The organism is Maribellus sediminis (assembly GCF_011799805.1).
GTDB lineage: Bacteria > Bacteroidota > Bacteroidia > Bacteroidales > Prolixibacteraceae > Draconibacterium > Draconibacterium sediminis_A.
In genome coordinates this window covers 610,642-627,832 of sequence record NZ_WXUB01000004.1, presented here as the reverse complement: position 1 = coordinate 627,832, position 17,191 = coordinate 610,642, and the positions used below count along the sequence as shown (strand labels likewise).

Here is a 17,191-nt window from a genome sequence, read left to right as displayed (position 1 = left end):
TAAATGTTTGATTCAAAAATACAATATAGAAACGCAAAAAGCTGTTTGAAGTTGTTAAAAGAATGAAATATAGCCACGAGCTTTGAGCTGTGAGCCTGATTCCTCAGTCGTTTCTCCTTCGGAATGACAAAAGTAAGGTAATATTTCGCGGCACAGAAATGAACACCATCAAAACCCAATTCTCAACGTGCCGCAGAAGAATAAACCTCAGCATAGTACATTTAAGTATTTAGGCATTCAGGATTTCAATCCCTCAGACTCTCAGTCCTTCAATCCTTCAATCCTTCAGTCCTTCAACCTTTCATCCCTGTCTTCCAGCAACATTCTTCGCAGCATCTGCAGCGCAGTCTGGCTCGAACGAACAATATTCCTTTCGCGGTGATCACCCACAAACACGTATTTTTGGGCAAAAGTTTTATATGGACCCGAAATAGCGATCCAAACAGTGCCCACGGGTTTTTCTTCTGTTCCTCCGGTTGGTCCGGCAATTCCGGTTGTGGCAACGGCATAATCGGCATTCAACACACGTTTTACGCCTTCCACCATTTCAAGCGCCACCTGTTCGCTCACTGCTCCGTAGTTTTCGAGCGATTCCTTTCTAACTCCCAAAATATTTTGCTTGGCTTCGTTTGAATACGAGGTTACACCTCCCTGGTAATATTCAGAACATCCCGCAACCTCCGTCACTAAATGCGAAATATAACCACCTGTACAACTTTCGGCAACGGCCATGGTTTTTCCCATTTCAACGAGCATCCTTCCGCTAACTTCGGCCAGCGTTTCGGTATTGTAGCCAAAAATACTCTCCGGAATGATCTGCTGCAGTTTGGCAATTTCATTTTCAACTTCCGTTTCAAGTGTTCCCGCATCCGTTCCCATGGCCGACAAACGCAAACGCACCGCCATTGGATTGGGCAAATAAGCCAGTTTGATGTGTTTTGGCAGTGCATCTTCCCAATGCGCAATTCGTTCGGCCAGCATCGATTCAGGAACTCCCTGTGTCAGTACTGTTTTGTGGTAAATGGCTTTGGTTTTGCCGGTTTCGCGTAAACGTGGCAACAGTTCAAATTCAACCAGGTATTTCATTTCGAAAGGTACACCCGGCATCGAAACAAAAATGGTATCGTTTTTCTCGAACCACATTCCGGGAGCGGTTCCGAGTTTGTTGTGCAGAATGGTACATGCGGCGGGAATCAATGCCTGATCGCGATTCAATTTATTCATGTCGATACCACGCAGGTTAAATCGACGGATAATATGATCGAGTGTTGGCTGGTGGAATTCGAGTTCAGTATTGAAATATTCGCAAAGCGCGTGTTTGGTGATATCGTCTTTTGTTGGCCCCAAACCACCGGTAATCACCACCAGGTCGACATTCTTTTCGGCATTTGCTATGGCTTCCAGGATATGATCATGATCGTCGTGAACCGAAGTGATCTGGTAAATTTCAATGCCATTCAGGTTAAACTGCTCTCCTATCCAGGCCGAATTGGTATCTACAATCTGTCCGATTAATATCTCATCGCCAATGGTGATTATTTCTGCTTTCATGTATTGATGGTTTAAACCACCAAAAATAACATAATCAGGGCAGGCCGTGAAAAAGAAGCCAACATATTTATTCTGTTAAAGACCAAATAAGTCTACTAATCCAGTTTTTCCATTTCAACCCAAAAAGGAAAAATCTTTTTGTCTTTTACAAGATAGGTGGGGATTAATTCACCCTCGGAATCAGGTAAAACAACATCGTTTAACACAATAAGGTCAGTATTTTCGCCAATTTCTTTCCGATATACAATCCCATTGTTCTCCAGCAAAAGAGTGCCCCCTGCTTCCACAGGCTGAATAAATTTTATCCTGACCGAATAGGTTCCCTTATTAACTTTGACATTCCATTTGCCAAAAACCGCTTCCTGTGCCCAAATTCCGCGTTCTCCATCAGCATCGTTTCGGTTTAGGATTACCGGATTTTCATTTGGATTACCGATTTCAATCAAGGGTTGGTGCAGGATGTGTTCCGATGCTATCAATTCGCGGTACATACTGTCCATTTCAGATTTTAGAGCAGCTGCCAGTTCTGCATTTTCCGCCATAATGTTTATTTGTTCGTACTGATCGGCTTCAATGTTGAATAATTCGAAATCGCTTGTCTTTGCATCGAAAGAAGTTATACCGACCAACTTGTATTTACCTTTTTGTAGTGCCATATTGTTGTATAATTCGGGATAGCGGCGCGTCCAGTAGAAAAACAGCGAACGCTCGGGCCAGTCAGTGTTTGAGCTTTCAATCAATGGCTGTAAACTTTTGCCATCTATCGTTCTGTCTTGCGGCAGTGGGATGTTGCACATTTCGGCAATGGTTGGTAAAATATCGATGTGAGCAGTTGTAGCATTTATGTGTTTCGCTTCAGCAAATCGGGGATGATGCATAAAAAAAGGCACCCTCACTCCTCCCCGGTACACGCTCCCCTTTCTTCCGCGCATTCCGGCAATATATCTCGGTTGTTGCGGGCCATTGTCAGTCATAAAAATTACGACGGTATTATCTGAAAGCTGTAATTCATCCAGCCGGCTCAAAAGTTTACCTAAATTATCATCGATATTCGAAATCATGGCATAAACTTTCCGGGCATCTTCCTTATTCTTCTCGCTCATGGATGGGAATGGCCGGTCATCATTTTCAAAGCCTGTTGAAGGATCGATGTCCTGATACATTTTGTAGTACTTTTCAGGAACCTGCAGCGGAGTGTGTGGCGCGTTATAAGCCAGGTAACAGAAGAACGGCTTTTCTTTATTGGCATTAATAAAGCGAAGTGCCTCATCGGTAAAAATATCAGTACAGTATCCCGAATACGCCTGCTGCGTTCCATTGTGCCAAAGAACAGGATCGAAATAACTGCTGTCGCCACGAAACCAGGTTGTGATATCGCCAACCTGTCCCATTCCACCCGACAGGTGATAAACTGATTCATCGAATCCCTGATCGACGGGTCGCGAAGGATAGTTGTCACCAAGATGCCACTTGCCGAAAATGCCGGTGGTGTATCCCGCATCTTTCAGCATTTCGGCAATGGTAATTTCAGAGCTTGCCATAATTGCACCACCATTGTACGTATCTCTTACTCCGGTTCTTAAACTGAAACGCCCCGTCATTAAACTCGACCGGGTTGGTGCACAAACCGGGGATACATAAAAATTATCGAAACAAATACTTTCTTCTGCAAAACGATCGAGCACCGTTGTTTTAACATGCGGATTACCCGTAAATCCCAGATCACCATAGCCTTGATCGTCGGTCATGATCAAAATAATGTTGGGACGTTTTTGTTCCTGTGAGAAAAGCGATTCCTGCAAACAGATCAGAAAGAAAAGTAACAGGATCAATTTTATATTACCGTTCATTACGTCGAAGTTTTGGTTTAGTTGATTTTGGTTTATCGGTTTATATTTTGCTCATAAATTTCGATCCATTGCTGTGGTGTTAACTTTTTCATTAATTCCGCAATCAGATCGTACGGAAATTCATTCAGCTTTTTAAAACGTATACAACTTTTTCCCATATCCAGTTGGGTTTTGCAATATTTCGGATATTCAGCCACAAACCAATCATATATTGCTTTATCGGCATATACTCCTGAATGATAAACCGCGATAAAGTTTTTTTGAGAGGCGATGTGTACAAAAGGCAGTGGCAGTTTCGGATCGACATGATAACCGGCCGGATAAAGACTGTGAGGCACGACATAGCCGATCATCCCGTAACTCATCGTTTCTTCAAAACCTTCCGGAAGATTTTTCTGAATGACCTCACGTAGTTTTTGCATTGGTTCCTGTCGTTCTTCGGGAAGTTTCGAGATATAATCACCGGGAGAATTGGCTTGAATCTGCATAAAAGCTAATTTTTGCTTTAAATTATCATTTTTCTGTCAAAACAATAACACTTTCGCCGGCGGTTAGCTGTTCCCCTGAATGAAATAACCTGAAATTACCTTCTGTATTCTGAATTAATAAGGGTAGCATAGTATTTGTCTGATGTTCATTTTCATTCATCCATTGCAAACATGTCATATCTGATGATACCGGGCTACTCGCCTCTTCTACGTTTTCCTGTTGAATTTGCTGGAACCAACTATCAAGGCTAATCGATTTTGAGAACAGCACATTCCGGTTCTCTCCTGTTTCCAAAGCATCGTATTCTTTCGTATTAGCGGAAGACAATGCCACCAAAACTTCAGGAATGAGAAATGATTCTTTAGCCATTTTTGCAGCCGATATATTTACTTCGTTATTCGTTGTAATCCCTACAAAAGCAGCTTGGTTATCTGCATGTATTTCGTCCCAGATTTCTTCGGTCAACGCATTGCCGTATATACTTTTAAATCCTGCCTTCTCCGCCATTTCCGCTAATTCTTTGTTATTGTCGATTAGCAAAACCGGCTCCTGATCTTTTAAATACCGGGCCAAAATCAGGCTCAATGGATTAACACCAAGGAATACGAATCCTTTCCGTTCTTCGATGTACACCAATTCTCCACGTTTCCGGAGCCATTTGGTGGTCCAGCTTAACAACACCGGAACAGTTAGCGTGGTAAAAATGGCCATAAACACCAGGATCGAAAAAATGGTTTTGTCAATAATACCCATTTCGAGACCAATTTCAGCGATGATAATTTCCACCGCTCCCCTGCCGTTCATTCCTGTTCCGATGGTTATTCCTTCGCGCCAGCCATTTTTCGAAGGCAGGTAAAATAAGGCTGTTCCCACAATTTTTCCAACAATGGCCAGTGCGGTGATCAGAATCAACAATCCGAGATCGGTTTGAAATACGGTTACATCAACAAAGAATCCGGCCGACACAAAAAAGATGGGTGCCATAAAACCGATGGAAACATCGTAAAACGCTTTATTCAGTTCCTTCGATATGTTTTTAGGGAAAAGGTTATCCTTTATGAATAAACCGGCCATGAAAGCCCCAAGAATACTGTGCATTCCGGCCAGTTCGGCCAATTCGCTGTAGCCAAAAGCAACAATAAGAATCAGGGTAAAATAAGCCGTGCTGTTTTTTAACCCCGAACGTGAAATGTATTTCCCAAGCCGCGGCAGAACAAACACTCCAATCGATATGGTAAGGCCAAAAAACACGAGTATTTTGCTACCAATGATCAGCAGCTCGCGAACATTTACCACACTGGTTTCGGCAAAATTGGTAATGCCTGAAAATATTACCAGCGCCAGGGTATCAGAAATCAGCGCCCCGGCCATAAGTACATAGGCAATTCGCGTATTCAATAGCTTCAGATCAATGAGAATACGACTCTTGGTGGCGAGTGAAGTTACGCCGATTGCAATGGCAACAAACAAGCCTGAAATCGGTGTCCCACCCGACCAAACAATGGCATAATAACCCAGGAAAAATGGAACAAAGAAACCGCCAAAGGCAGCCAGCAATCCTGGCCAGGAAGCTTTTTTAAGGTCGCGAAAATCAATTTCCATTCCGATATAAACCATCAGCAAAACAATGCCGATTTCGGCCAGTATTTTGATTGATGCGGTATAATCGAGCCAACCTAATACAGCAGGTCCGAGAATGATGCCGATCAGCAATTCGCCAAGAATGGCCGGATAACCGATTTTTCGAATGGCAACACCCCCGAGATATGCTGCCAATAATACCGCCGAAATGTTAAGAATATTGATGTGAATTTCTTCCATAGGTCTGTTTTTAATGTTTTCGCCTTTCCCCAAGATAAGGAAATCGAACTAAATAAAATACCTGCAAGTACTTAATAATTTGTTAATGTGAGTTACAAAATTTAGATGGTCAACGTTCGGCTTAAATCGTGACATTTTTTTTGCAGAGATCAACAATTTAGCCTGATACTTATTTCGATGAAGTTTTCGTCACTTCCTTTTTGAACAAGACAGTAAACAGCACAGAAAGTACAATCAAAATAAACGAAACTGTTACAAAGGCAACACCGATGTTGAAGCTATCGGCCAGAAAACCAAAAACAACAGCAATGCCGGCGGTCATAATGGTTTTCAGGAGTGCCTGTGCCGAAATCACCGAGGCCAGAATATCGTTCGGAACATGATCGGTAATGTAGCCTGTAAGAATTGGCATCCTCAGGTTTTCGACCATGTAGATTCCGGCAAAAAACACCAGCGCCAATACCCTAAAATCAAGGAGGTTGAAGACGCCACTCAAGGTTCCGAAGCCAAAACCAATTAACAAGGTGATCAGTGCAAGGTTGGTTTTATACCTCGAGGCAATTCCATAGGCCATTCGCGAGGCACGGGATGTAAGCAGGTAAATCACAAAATAAAAAATACCGATGAGCACGCCGTTTCGTTGTTTGTTTTCGTAACCGACAAACAAGGGAACCAGAACCACAACATTCAGCATTAACAATTGGATGTAATCTTTAACGGCTTTTAAGTAGGCTGAATGCAAGGCGGCGGTATTGAGAATACGAAGCACGTTTTTGTGCTTCATCACGGTGTAAAGCGACTTAAAAGTGCTTTTAACATCTATCTTTCGTTCTTTGGATTCGGGGCGTTTGGTGTAATTCAGCTCTTTCGGATAGGTAAAAATGTTCACCAGGTTAATGAGGTAAGGAATAATAGAATACAAAAATACATTTCCGTAGTTGCCCTTATAAAACACAATAAAACCCGCAATCAAAGAGGATATTGCTGATCCCATTTGCGACCACGAACGTGTGTGCCCGTAATACGCGATCTTACTTTGTTCCCAGCTGTTCATCCGGAGGTAGTCCATAATCATGGCTTTGTGCGTACCTGAGCGGAAGGCATCACCAATACCGAAAAAAACAAAAGCCGCCAGAAACCAGGCAAAACTTCCCGAGAAATAGAAAATAATAAATGAAGCAATGTAAGCCAGAAACGAGCCAAGCAAAGCATTTTTTCGGCCGTAAACATCGGCAGCAAAACCCGACGGCACCTCCAATACATTGATCACGATTTCGCGAACGGCGTACAAAATACCAATCTGAGTATAGGGCAATCCCTTTTCAACCAGGTACAGAATAAAAAAGGCATCGAAAAAGCGCAGGTTTTTCAAAAACCCGTACATCGAGAACTTGTAATACTGCGTATTCTTTTTAATGCCGGCCATGCCGGAAGATAGTGAAAAATCGATTTTCAGAAATTAAAGACTCGATGAGTTTATTCAGAATTAACACAGATTACAACTCACTATGCAAAAAGCGGTAGTTCAGACTTCGACTTCGCTCAGCCTGGCAAGCAAGAAATGCCTAACAGACTACTTTTCAAACTGCTTTAAATGTGCCAGCCGCTGCAACAAAGTCGGGTGCGAATAATGGAAAAACACATACAATTTATGCGGGGTGAGGTTGCTCAAATTATTTATCGAAAGCTTTTTAAGCGCTGAACCAAGTGCTTCGGGCTTGTAATTCTCGGCAGCAAAACGATCGGCTTCATACTCATTTTTTCGCGATAGCATGTTCATAAAAATGCCGGTAAAAAACGAAATGGGCGAATACAAAACTCCAAAAGCAATCAGGCCGATATGAAAATTCGGCTCATCAACGCCAAGCGCTTTACTGAGTTCCGGACTTCCAATGAACAGTCCGAAAATAAACAGCACAATACCGGTTTGCACCAGGCCAATCAACAATCCCTGAACAACGTGTTTCTTTTTGTTGTGGCCAATCTCGTGAGCCAGCACAGCAACGATTTCTTCGGTACTCAGATCGTTTATCAGCGTATCGTAAAGCACAATTCGTTTTTTAGCCCCCAGGCCGGTGAAGTAGGCATTCGCTTTGGTGGAGCGTTTTGAGCCATCGATCACAAAAATATTATCGAGTTTAAATCCCACTTTCTTCGAAAAATCGCTGATGGCGTCACGCAATTCGCCTTCTTCAAGCGGCGTTTGTTTATTAAACAGCGGCACAATCAGGTTGGAATAGAACATGGCCATAAATATCGAGAAAGCTGAAATTACGATCCACGCATAAATCCAGAATAAATCTCCGGTCTTCTGATAAATAAAAATAACAAGCGCCAGTAAACCGCCGCCGATGACAGCGCTCACTACCCAACCTTTTAGTTTATCGAAGATGAAAGTTTTCGGAGTTGTGGTGTTAAAGCCGTATTTCTGTTCGATTTTAAAGGTATCGTACACCGAAAAAGGTGTATTAATAATGTCGGAAGCAAACATCAGAATTCCGAAAAACAACAAGGCTGCAATTACCGCGCTGGATGTAATATCCCAAACCCAGCCGTCGACAAGTGCAAAACCGAATAAGAGGAACATCGCCAGTGTGATTGCCATGTTCAGGCTGCTTGTCAGCATGCCGAACCGATGGTTCTCGCGGGTGTAAGCCTGTTGCTTTTTGTATTTCTCTTCGTCGTAAATGCCTTTAACCTCGTCGGGCAGGGTGTCGCTCCAACGAGTTGTATTCAGGTAATCGAGGTATTTTTCGAATAAAAAATCGACAACAAGGATTCCAATAATGATCCAAAACAGAATTTCGTGCATGCTTAAAATTTTTAAGAAGCAACAAATATAGCAGACAGAATGTTACAGGCTGTACCAAATGAAATAAACTTGAAGTAAGAACCTTTTCAGAAATTGCAAAATTTTACCACATTTGCACACTCAATTGAAACATTTATGAGCAAGTACATTGATTTGTTAAAGTCCCTCATATCAACACCTTCCTTTAGTAAAGAAGAGTCGGATGCAGCTAACCTGATGCGCGATTTTCTGAGCAAGGAAGGCATTCCTTTTAAAACGAAGGAAAATAATACCTGGTCACACTGCCTGCATTTTACGCCCGATAAACCGACTGTTTTGCTGAATTCGCACATCGACACGGTAAAACCCGCCAAAGGTTACACCAAAGATCCCTTCTCACCCATCGAGGAAGGCGACAAGCTTTATGGCCTGGGAAGCAACGATGCCGGAGGTCCGCTGGTTGCATTGCTGGCTACCTATATTCATTTTTACGAACGCCAAGACTTGCCTTTTAACCTGGTTTATGCCGCCACTGCCGAAGAAGAAATTTCGGGCCGAAGAGGATTGGAAATCGTGCTGCCTGAAATAGCACCTGTTAATTTTGCCATTGTTGGCGAACCCACCCGAATGGAGCTGGCCATGGCCGAAAAAGGCTTACTGGTACTCGATTGCTATGCACACGGAAAATCGGGTCATGCTGCGCGCGAAGAGGGAGAAAATGCCTTGTACAAAGCCCTCGACGACATTGAAAAGCTCCGCAATTTTGAATTCGAAAAAGTCTCGAAAGTGCTGGGTAAAGTAAAGATTTCGGTAACGCAGATTGAAGCCGGAACACAGCACAATGTAGTGCCCGACAATTGTCATTTTGTGGCCGATGTACGTACCAACGAATATTACACCAACAAAGAAGCCGCCCGTATTATCGACGAGTTGCTCGATTCGGAAGTTAAACCACGCTCGGTGCGTTTAAATTCTTCGGGAATCAGCGAAGAGCATCCCTTTGCGCAGATCGCCAAAAACCGAGGCATCAAAATTTACGGTTCGCCTACCACTTCCGACCAGGCCATTATGTCCTTCCCTTCGGTAAAAATGGGCCCCGGCGACTCGGCACGCTCGCACACAGCTGATGAATACATTTATAAAAGCGAAATTCTGAACGGGATTCAGCAGTACATTGAAATGCTGGAGCAGTTAAAGCTCTAAGGGCGCAGGCATAAAGCAGCCAACCATAGCGTATCATTGCATTGGCATTCGCGTTTATTTTACAAATAGTTTTAATCCAATTGAAAAATTGAAACCGGCCCTTAATCCTTCCTTTTGCCGGTATTCGAAGTCATCGTACATATCGCGTTCAAAACATTCGGTTGGCTCAGGATTAATAATGTCAGAAAATGAATTATTCCTGATCTTGAGTCCTATGCCCGTATAAAAATTCAGTCCCAGTTTTCGCCCCAAATTATTAAATGTCCCAATGTTGACATTGAAACCATATTTTTGTCTGAGATAATCCGCCTGGTCATAACTAAAACACCCGCCTTCAACCGGGATATAGCTTGAATTATGAAAAACATCTTTATGATTGATGTAATAAAGTTCGAATGAAGCGTATGTTGTTGCTTTTTGAGATCGCTTCCTCACATAATAAAGTTCCGGTCGAATTTCCCATAATTTATAATCCTCTTCAAATTTATCTGCAAAATAGGTGTAAGAAATGTTTTTATTTCCACAGCCCAAATTGAGTCCAACTTTCCATTTTGGATCGATATCCCGTATATATCCAACTCGCCACCTGGGGCTATAGGTATTTAAGGATGACAATACATCAAACGTGAAAAAGGATTCCAGCTTTGCAGGTGAATCTTCAATCCTAATATTTTCCTGAGCATTCAGCGTTAAGGCGCTTAGAAGAATTGCCAGTGAAATGAATATTCTGTGTAAGTGGTTCATCGGTTTAAAAGTCATGCGAATAGTTGGTAGTAGTTGTAAGAGCGGGATCGAAGAGCGTCACCGTCAGGTAGGTCGATACGGAGAAGAGATGAGTCGAGGCAAGGCACCGCACGAACCCCGCCTGCCATAAAATAATTAGTTATCATGCGTTTTTTAGTTGAAAATTATCAGTGCATCCTGACCAATTGCCGCATCAATTTTTTGTTTAGTCCAATCAATGTTCGTTTCTGTTTCAATTTTGTTGTTTACCACAGTATAATTTTTAAAATAGCTACCTTCTTCCGTTGAACCTTTCTTTTTATGCTGAAATTCAAGTTTTACTCTTTGGGCTGATAAAATTTTCAAAACCGATGGAGATTCGAGAATATGGCCCGGTTCATCAATTATAATTCTCGTATTCCGAGAGAATTGTATTACCATTTGTTTTTTATCTTCGGCATAGTCTATACGCAATATTTTAAGTGCGTTTTGATACGGTTCTCCATGCCAGTCTCCAAATATTTTCAGTGTCCCTCCCCGAAATATACTTTGATTTTTATAGTTTAGTTCAGTCAATTCTTTTGCAGTTCTTTTTTTTGTTTTACTGTTGGCGGTTTGTTCCAGGTTGTCTAAATCGGGAGAAGCAAAAACAACTGCCATAAAATCGACAATTCCGACACGCTGAATTTTTTGAAAAATCTGTATTCCAATCCAAGCTGCCAGTAGTTCAAGAATTACACAAAGAATAATCCCAAGTATATTTTGAAGCTCGTTGTTAATTAATAATCCAAAAATTCCGGCAATAATTAGCGGGGTAATTCCTGCTAGTATTCCGGCAATAAGGTTAACTAGTTTTTTCATGGTTCTTATTTTAGAATGCATGCATAACAGTCACTTCTTTGTGGCCGGGCGGGATTTCGAGATGAAATCCTGTCAGACCCGCAGGAAAGTGGGCGCAAGGTCTGACTTGTCAGACCGCTAAAACCCCCGCTTGCCATATACAAATTGTTAACGCCTGGTTTTTATTAATTCAGTAGTATAGATTCAGTTATATCTATTTTTTTTATTAAGTATTTTAATTTTAAATCATGAATATTTGAATAGTATCCTCGTGATGAATCTAAGAAACCCAAAAGTTTCGCGTTATTCTCAGATTTATCAAACTGAGATGTGAATGTCAATTTTTGTTTCGAGTCACTTTCGTCTTGTACTGTTAGTTTCTCTTTATTTTGGTACTCTCTTGAGTTATTATAGCTTCTCAATAGCATTGATAGAGTATATAAAAATATGTGTGAATCATCTTCTCCCACATTCTCAGGTAAGATTGACTCGACTTGATTAACTAATTCCTGTAAAGAGTACCTTTCGTTTTTCAGATTACAATAAATAGTGTTGTGCTTGAACTTGATATAAATTAGAAATATGAATAAACTTGGTACGACATAATTATTCGCAGGAAATTGTGTTAAAGCTAATCTTGCATGCGCAAATATTTTTTCTTGAACTCTTAATGTTAATCTTTCATAGTTAAACAGTGAGGCGGCAAACTTTATAAAAGTTGAATTGTCTTGTTGTAATTCACGATATTGAATTCTTTGTTCTTCTGCAAAGAATTCATCAAATCCAAAATATTCGTACAAGTATTTTGTAAAAGTTTTTATGTTTGGCTCGGGAATAGAATATTCGATATCAATAAATCTTCTTAGATATTCATTTGAATCTATTAAATCACTACCATAAACACCCCGAACTGCATTTCCTAATTGGATTTTATCAATTGATAATACGAATACTATTCCGGGAACAGAAAATAGATGTTTTAACTGCTCCAGTAATTCGACTGCATAATTTGGTCGACACCTGTCTAATTCATCAATTATGAAAACAACAGGTTTGTTTTCCGTTGTTTGGGAAACAAATTTTTCTAATGATTCTTTGAATTCAACGATGCTTTTTTTCTTACTCGCATAAATTTCAATTTGTTCTTGCAATCCGTCAGCCACGCTGTTTGAAGTTTGATTTATGAATTCTTGTACAAACTCATTGCCGACATGTTTTTCAATCTGAGTTTTAAGTAATCCCAAAGCCAAACTTTTTGCTAGTGGAAAAGCCTTATTAATTACTTTTTTAAATGATTCTTCGTTTTTGGAAGTTTTAAGTTCCTTTAATTCAGAAATCAATGTAACTAAAATATCTTGCTCGAAATCATTCTCCCAAGCATTAAAGTACAAAGTTTTAAAGTCGTTATTGTCCAAATACTGTTTCCACATTTTTACAAATGTGGTTTTTCCCGTTCCCCATTCATTGTCAATTGCTAATACAAATCCGTCATTGAAGTTTTTTACAATATCTGTTAGTACGAGAGCATATTCTTTTCTTCCCAATTTGCAATTTGAGAAAGGGTCTGTTTTATTGATTTCTATATCATTGTGTCTGATTCTCATATTTGTAGAATTTCAGTTTAAACTTGGCGTTAACGGTGGCGGTATGAAATCGTTGGGGATTGCGGGCTACTATCCTGTCCAGTTACACCGAACTTAATGCGTGGCAGAATGTTTGATAACCACTTAAACCCCAATGTTTTATACCGCGTGTTGTAGCCAGTAATTTATTCACAATTCATTATTAATCTGTTGTTTATATTCTCAATCCAACACTTATCTTCTGAATCTTGGATGGTGATTTTTTGATTATCAATACCAACTAAATCCAGATTTTTATTAATCATTATCCTTGGTTGTTTTGTATTAAAATCAATTATTGTTAAAAGTCCAGATTCACTCGCATAAACCCAGCCGAATAATCCAAGGATTTTCGTATTCTCAAAATCTGTCAATAAAAGCAAATCTGTATCAAGTTGATTTAATCTTTTTACTGAATCAGGGACGTAATAATTATTATCAAAGCGAACCCAACCATCAAAGTTTGTTTCAGTCCAGATAGTTCCATTATCTGTCGTAATTTGGATTTGTTGAAAATCGCCAGGGTCATTTTCCCAACCTTTAAGTCTTTTTAGAATTATCGTATCCGCTTTTTCATTATTATTTAAATCAGCGCAAAACGAAGCAATTGTATAAAATTGAAAATCTGGGTTATTTGGATTTAATCTGTCATCACGGTGAAATTCTGTAATCAAGTTGGGGTTTAAAACAAATCTGTTTGTATCTTTTTTGTCAATAGGCTTTGTATCAACTGTAAGCCACATATAAACATAAAATACCCCAACAACCAATCCGATTACATTAAGAACTATCAATCCGTTTTTACGATTATATTTTTTCGTAAAAGTCAAAATCGCTGGAATAAGTGACAGATGAATAATCATTAAAATCGGAATTAGTATTATTCCAAATCCGAATGGACCACCACCTGTCCTGAAAATCTTTATAGTATCAGGAATACAAGGATATATATTTATCCCTATTACAATCAATGCTATTATATGTCTGATGCGTCTCATATTATTGGCTACAACGTACGTGTATATTACTCTGTAACATATATCGTATTAGGCGTCACTTACGTAACTAACTGTAATTCTTTATTCTCCCGGCCAAAATACGGTCTGTTCGGCATTGGAGTTTTGCAAAAGTTGAGTTCATTGTATTTGGTACTTTGGTTTTTTATGTTTCCTAAAAATAAACAATTTTTCTTTGTCATGGCATTCTGCCACAGGCTGTTTATCGAAAACTTGACTACGTGGCAAGTTGCCACGACTTACTTTATCGAAAGGTTTAGCAATGGCAAATTGCCATTTAACGCAGAATCTAAAAACCAGGCCGTGGCAAATTGCCACGCTTCCGGAAAGCTAGAATTGGTAACGTGGCAGATTGCCATGCTCTAAAACAGTATGTAATCGATTGACATTCTGCTGCTTTTGCAATAATTTTAGTTAACCAAGAATTATAAGCGTCTAAAAACATCAAATTTTGTTCTTCGATGCTAATGTAAACCATTCAAAAAAAAACCGATTTATTATGATCCCAATTTTAATGAGTAAAAGCCGCGTCACTGAAGTTGACGCCGTGAGTATGCGCATGATAGGCGCGTACAAAACCACGAGCCTGAGTACCGACACGCACCTCAGCGAGATGTTCATCGATCTTGAAAGCCTTTCAGCGGCACTTACAGTAGCCATTAAGCGTAGCAAAGCCGAAAGCGACCTGGAAGAGAAAGACGAAGCCCGCGACCAGCCACTTCGCTCGTTAAGTTACCTGCTGGTGGGCTACCTCCACCACCCCGATCAGGCCGTACAGGCAGCTGCCGAATTGGTTGACGATGTTTTCGAGAAATATGGCCTGCGCATTATACATGAGAGTTATGCCTCCGAATCGTCGCTGATTGCCTCGCTGCTCGACGACCTGAGTAAACCGAAAATACAGGATGCCATCGCCCTGCTTCCGGGTTGCGCCGATACCGTAGCTGCACTGCAAACCGCACAGGTGGCATTCGAGGCTGCCCGCATTGCCTACGAACAGGAAAAAGCCGAAGAAAGCACCCAGGCCAATGCCACTAAAATGAAGGCTGACGTGCTATCGCTGATCAACGATAAGATTGTGGTGTACCTGCGTGCCATGGAACTGGTAGATGAGCCGGCCTATGGCGCCTTTGCCCGCACCGTGGCCACCATTATCGCCGAAAACAACGAGGTGGTAAAAAAACGCCGCAAAAAGGATGAGGCTGTGGTTGAATAAGCGGCGTTAATATCCCTTATGACTAACCCCAGACTGAAGTATGGGGATGCTATCATCACGATATCCACCCGGGCTTTAGCCCAATCAGCATCATCAAGGGCTTAAGCCCATTCCTGTCTGCTGCTCCTGATCTCCGGTCTAAAGACCGGAGTTATTCATTAACTTGAATATACACCAATGATGGCTCACTAACCCCGGCATTTATGCCGGGGACCAACGAAGCAACCCGAACGAACCGGGCTTTAGCCCAAAACCAGATTCAATGGCCTACATTAAAATATACCTCCACTGTGTATGGGGAACCAAGAACAGAATTCCATTCATTACCACAAGAAATAAGCAGACAATCCTCGATCATATTAAAGAAAATGCCCGTGATAAATCCATCCACATCGATTTTATTAATGGCCATGAGGAGCATATACATTGCCTTATTTCGTTAAAAGCCGATCAGATGGTGTCGAAATGCCTGCAACTAATTAAAGGGGAATCATCATATTGGATTAATAAACAGAGATTGACCAGCGGGAAGTTTGAGTGGGCGGATGAATATTTTGCAGTATCGGTTAGTGACTCTCAGGTTAACCGGGTTCGCGAATACATTAGAAATCAAGAGATACATCACAGGAACAAGAGTTGGGAGGAGGAATACCAGGAGTTTATCTCGAATTATGGCTTTGATACGGCACAGGGCTAAAGCCCATTCCTGTCGGCTGCTCCTGAGCTCCGGTCTAAAGACCGGAGTTATTCAATTACTTGAACTTACGCCCATGATCTCTGACTAACCCTGGCATTTATGCCGGGGACATGCAAGATGATAACAATAATCTAGGGCTTAAGCCCACTACCCTCCTGCGACTTCAAGTCCCCGGTCTGAAGACCGGAGTTATTCATTCGAAGCTCACGAGCAGTCAGCAACAAAAAAAGCCATCCGTCAATACGACGAATGGCTTTTCAATATGTTCTACTTTAAAAAGTCTTACTGAATACCGAGTTTTGCTTTAACCAGCGGCAGTATGTCAAGGCTTTGGTTCGATTTGTACAGAATAGTTCTGTTGTTCTGACCTGAGTCAAAAACATAAATCAAACCTTTTTCTTTAGCTACTTCTGCAATGGCATTTTCAGCTTTTTCGAAAACCGGTCCTAACAATTCGTTTTGTTTCTGGTTCATCTGCTGCTGGGCGGTTACCTGGTAATTTTGAATACGTTGTTGAATCTCTTGTATTTCGGTAACTTTTGCATCTCTTTTAATTTGAGATACTTCCTGTCCCATTTGTTCAAATTCACCATATTTGGTCTGTAAATCCTGTTGCATTTCTCCCAGGATCTCTTCAAGTTCGCCCTGAAATTTATTGTATTCCGCTTCAGCCGCAGTTCTTTCTGGCATTACCTGAACAAGTGCCTGAAGATCGATATGACCAAACTTTAAAGTTTGTGCATTAACAGTAGCAGCCGATACAGTTATCAAAAGTACTGCCAGTAGTTTCATTAAATTCTTCATAATTAACGTGGTCTTAATTTTTTGCTTGCAAATATAGTATTATATCTCTATTTATAACCGAGTTTTTGCAAAACCTGATCGCTTAAATCATAGCGCGGATTTGTATAGAATAAAGTGGTACCTCCGGCCTTGTCGAAAATTAAAGCATAGCTGCCATCAGTAGCAATTTCCTGCACGGCATTAAAGATATCGTCCTGGATAGGTTTTACCAGCCCCTGACGCTTTTTAAACAGGTCGCCACTTGGCCCGAAATACTTACGTTGCAGTTGTTTATAATCTTTTTCTTTTGAAATGATCACATCTTCGCGTTTGCGTTTCATGTCTTCCGACAACAACACGCTTTCGGCCTGAAAATCTTTATACATCTGTTCGATTTCAGCATGCATCGATTCCAGTTCTTTCTGGTACTGCGACGACAACTGATCGAGTTGTTCCTGTGCTGCATTAAATGCCGGAATATTATCCATTATGTATTCCGAATCGATAAAGCCGTACTTCTGTGCATTCGAAACTAAAGCGATCGAAAAAACTGCTATTAGCGTTAAAATTATCTTCTTCATGGCAAATT

15 protein-coding genes are annotated in these 17,191 nt (G+C 40.9%); 3 read left to right on the top strand and 12 right to left on the bottom strand.

The features are described 5' to 3' along the window. Positions 1 to 285 precede the first annotated feature (285 nt). The 6 genes from HFD85_RS17300 to HFD85_RS17275 form a co-directional block, all read right to left on the bottom strand. Positions 286 to 1,551, bottom strand: a complete 1,266-nt coding sequence (locus HFD85_RS17300) for a competence/damage-inducible protein A (RefSeq protein WP_167612726.1) — start codon at positions 1,549 to 1,551, stop codon at positions 286 to 288. 95 nt (positions 1,552 to 1,646) lie between these two features. Continuing rightward, positions 1,647 to 3,401, bottom strand: coding sequence for an arylsulfatase (locus HFD85_RS17295; protein ID WP_167612724.1), 1,755 nt, complete (start codon positions 3,399 to 3,401; stop codon positions 1,647 to 1,649). 32 nt (positions 3,402 to 3,433) lie between these two features. Next, a complete protein-coding gene (locus HFD85_RS17290) occupies positions 3,434 to 3,889 on the bottom strand; it encodes a DUF1801 domain-containing protein (RefSeq protein WP_167612722.1) in 456 nt (151 codons plus the stop codon). A 25-nt stretch (positions 3,890 to 3,914) separates the two neighbouring features. Continuing rightward, positions 3,915 to 5,711, bottom strand: a complete 1,797-nt coding sequence (locus HFD85_RS17285) for a cation:proton antiporter (RefSeq protein ID WP_167612720.1) — start codon at positions 5,709 to 5,711, stop codon at positions 3,915 to 3,917. 169 nt (positions 5,712 to 5,880) lie between these two features. Next, positions 5,881 to 7,137, bottom strand: a complete 1,257-nt coding sequence (locus HFD85_RS17280) for an MFS transporter (protein WP_167612718.1) — start codon at positions 7,135 to 7,137, stop codon at positions 5,881 to 5,883. A 147-nt stretch (positions 7,138 to 7,284) separates the two neighbouring features. Then, positions 7,285 to 8,523 carry a M48 family metallopeptidase gene (locus HFD85_RS17275; protein WP_167612715.1) on the bottom strand — a complete coding sequence of 413 codons (1,239 nt, stop codon included), beginning with the start codon at positions 8,521 to 8,523 and terminating at the stop codon, positions 7,285 to 7,287. Positions 8,524 to 8,658: 135 nt separating this feature from the next. On the opposite strand from HFD85_RS17275, the gene HFD85_RS17270 reads away from it, so the two are divergent. Beyond that, positions 8,659 to 9,705, top strand: a complete 1,047-nt coding sequence (locus HFD85_RS17270; RefSeq protein WP_167612713.1) for a M20 family metallo-hydrolase — start codon at positions 8,659 to 8,661, stop codon at positions 9,703 to 9,705. 54 nt (positions 9,706 to 9,759) lie between these two features. Here the strand turns inward: HFD85_RS17270 and HFD85_RS17265 are convergent, their stop codons facing one another. The 4 genes from HFD85_RS17265 to HFD85_RS17250 all read right to left on the bottom strand — a co-directional run bounded on the left by HFD85_RS17265 (position 9,760) and on the right by HFD85_RS17250 (position 13,888). Further along, on the bottom strand, positions 9,760 to 10,449 hold the full coding sequence (locus tag HFD85_RS17265) for a hypothetical protein (RefSeq protein WP_167612711.1): 690 nt from the start codon (positions 10,447 to 10,449) through the stop codon (positions 9,760 to 9,762). A 153-nt stretch (positions 10,450 to 10,602) separates the two neighbouring features. Then, positions 10,603 to 11,310 carry a hypothetical protein gene (locus HFD85_RS17260; RefSeq protein WP_167612709.1) on the bottom strand — a complete coding sequence of 236 codons (708 nt, stop codon included), beginning with the start codon at positions 11,308 to 11,310 and terminating at the stop codon, positions 10,603 to 10,605. Between the two features lie 143 nt (positions 11,311 to 11,453). Then, positions 11,454 to 12,872: a KAP family P-loop NTPase fold protein gene (locus HFD85_RS17255; protein ID WP_167612707.1), complete on the bottom strand. Its 1,419-nt coding sequence runs from the start codon at positions 12,870 to 12,872 to the stop codon at positions 11,454 to 11,456. A 164-nt stretch (positions 12,873 to 13,036) separates the two neighbouring features. Further along, entirely contained in the window at positions 13,037 to 13,888 is an 852-nt protein-coding gene (locus HFD85_RS17250) for a hypothetical protein (RefSeq protein ID WP_167612705.1), read from the bottom strand. Between the two features lie 517 nt (positions 13,889 to 14,405). Here HFD85_RS17250 and HFD85_RS17245 point away from each other — a divergent pair. Both HFD85_RS17245 and tnpA read left to right on the top strand, forming a co-directional pair. Next, positions 14,406 to 15,122: a DUF6261 family protein gene (locus HFD85_RS17245; RefSeq protein ID WP_167612703.1), complete on the top strand. Its 717-nt coding sequence runs from the start codon at positions 14,406 to 14,408 to the stop codon at positions 15,120 to 15,122. A gap of 262 nt (positions 15,123 to 15,384) precedes the next feature. Continuing rightward, positions 15,385 to 15,819, top strand: coding sequence for an IS200/IS605 family transposase (tnpA, locus tag HFD85_RS17240; protein WP_167612701.1), 435 nt, complete (start codon positions 15,385 to 15,387; stop codon positions 15,817 to 15,819). A gap of 282 nt (positions 15,820 to 16,101) precedes the next feature. Here tnpA and HFD85_RS17235 read toward each other — a convergent pair whose 3' ends face one another. Continuing rightward, entirely contained in the window at positions 16,102 to 16,623 is a 522-nt protein-coding gene (locus HFD85_RS17235) for an OmpH/Skp family outer membrane protein (protein WP_167612699.1), read from the bottom strand. Between the two features lie 47 nt (positions 16,624 to 16,670). After that, positions 16,671 to 17,183, bottom strand: coding sequence for an OmpH/Skp family outer membrane protein (locus tag HFD85_RS17230; protein ID WP_167612697.1), 513 nt, complete (start codon positions 17,181 to 17,183; stop codon positions 16,671 to 16,673). Between the last annotated feature and the right edge of the window lie 8 nt (positions 17,184 to 17,191).

Bases quoted from the DNA above. Each gene is read 5' to 3' on its own strand.
- HFD85_RS17265 (WP_167612711.1), bottom strand. From the start codon at position 10,449: ATGAACCACTTACACAGAATATTCATTTCACTGGCAATTCTTCTAAGC.
- HFD85_RS17260 (WP_167612709.1), bottom strand. From the start codon at position 11,310: ATGCATTCTAAAATAAGAACCATGAAAAAACTAGTTAACCTTATTGCC.
- HFD85_RS17245 (WP_167612703.1), top strand. From the start codon at position 14,406: ATGATCCCAATTTTAATGAGTAAAAGCCGCGTCACTGAAGTTGACGCC.
- HFD85_RS17280 (WP_167612718.1), bottom strand. From the start codon at position 7,137: ATGGCCGGCATTAAAAAGAATACGCAGTATTACAAGTTCTCGATGTAC.
- HFD85_RS17230 (WP_167612697.1), bottom strand. From the start codon at position 17,183: ATGAAGAAGATAATTTTAACGCTAATAGCAGTTTTTTCGATCGCTTTA.
- HFD85_RS17300 (WP_167612726.1), bottom strand. From the start codon at position 1,551: ATGAAAGCAGAAATAATCACCATTGGCGATGAGATATTAATCGGACAG.
- HFD85_RS17255 (WP_167612707.1), bottom strand. From the start codon at position 12,872: ATGAGAATCAGACACAATGATATAGAAATCAATAAAACAGACCCTTTC.
- HFD85_RS17285 (WP_167612720.1), bottom strand. From the start codon at position 5,711: ATGGAAGAAATTCACATCAATATTCTTAACATTTCGGCGGTATTATTG.
- HFD85_RS17290 (WP_167612722.1), bottom strand. From the start codon at position 3,889: ATGCAGATTCAAGCCAATTCTCCCGGTGATTATATCTCGAAACTTCCC.
- HFD85_RS17275 (WP_167612715.1), bottom strand. From the start codon at position 8,523: ATGCACGAAATTCTGTTTTGGATCATTATTGGAATCCTTGTTGTCGAT.
- HFD85_RS17235 (WP_167612699.1), bottom strand. From the start codon at position 16,623: ATGAAGAATTTAATGAAACTACTGGCAGTACTTTTGATAACTGTATCG.
- HFD85_RS17270 (WP_167612713.1), top strand. From the start codon at position 8,659: ATGAGCAAGTACATTGATTTGTTAAAGTCCCTCATATCAACACCTTCC.
- HFD85_RS17250 (WP_167612705.1), bottom strand. From the start codon at position 13,888: ATGAGACGCATCAGACATATAATAGCATTGATTGTAATAGGGATAAAT.
- tnpA (WP_167612701.1), top strand. From the start codon at position 15,385: ATGGCCTACATTAAAATATACCTCCACTGTGTATGGGGAACCAAGAAC.
- HFD85_RS17295 (WP_167612724.1), bottom strand. From the start codon at position 3,401: ATGAACGGTAATATAAAATTGATCCTGTTACTTTTCTTTCTGATCTGT.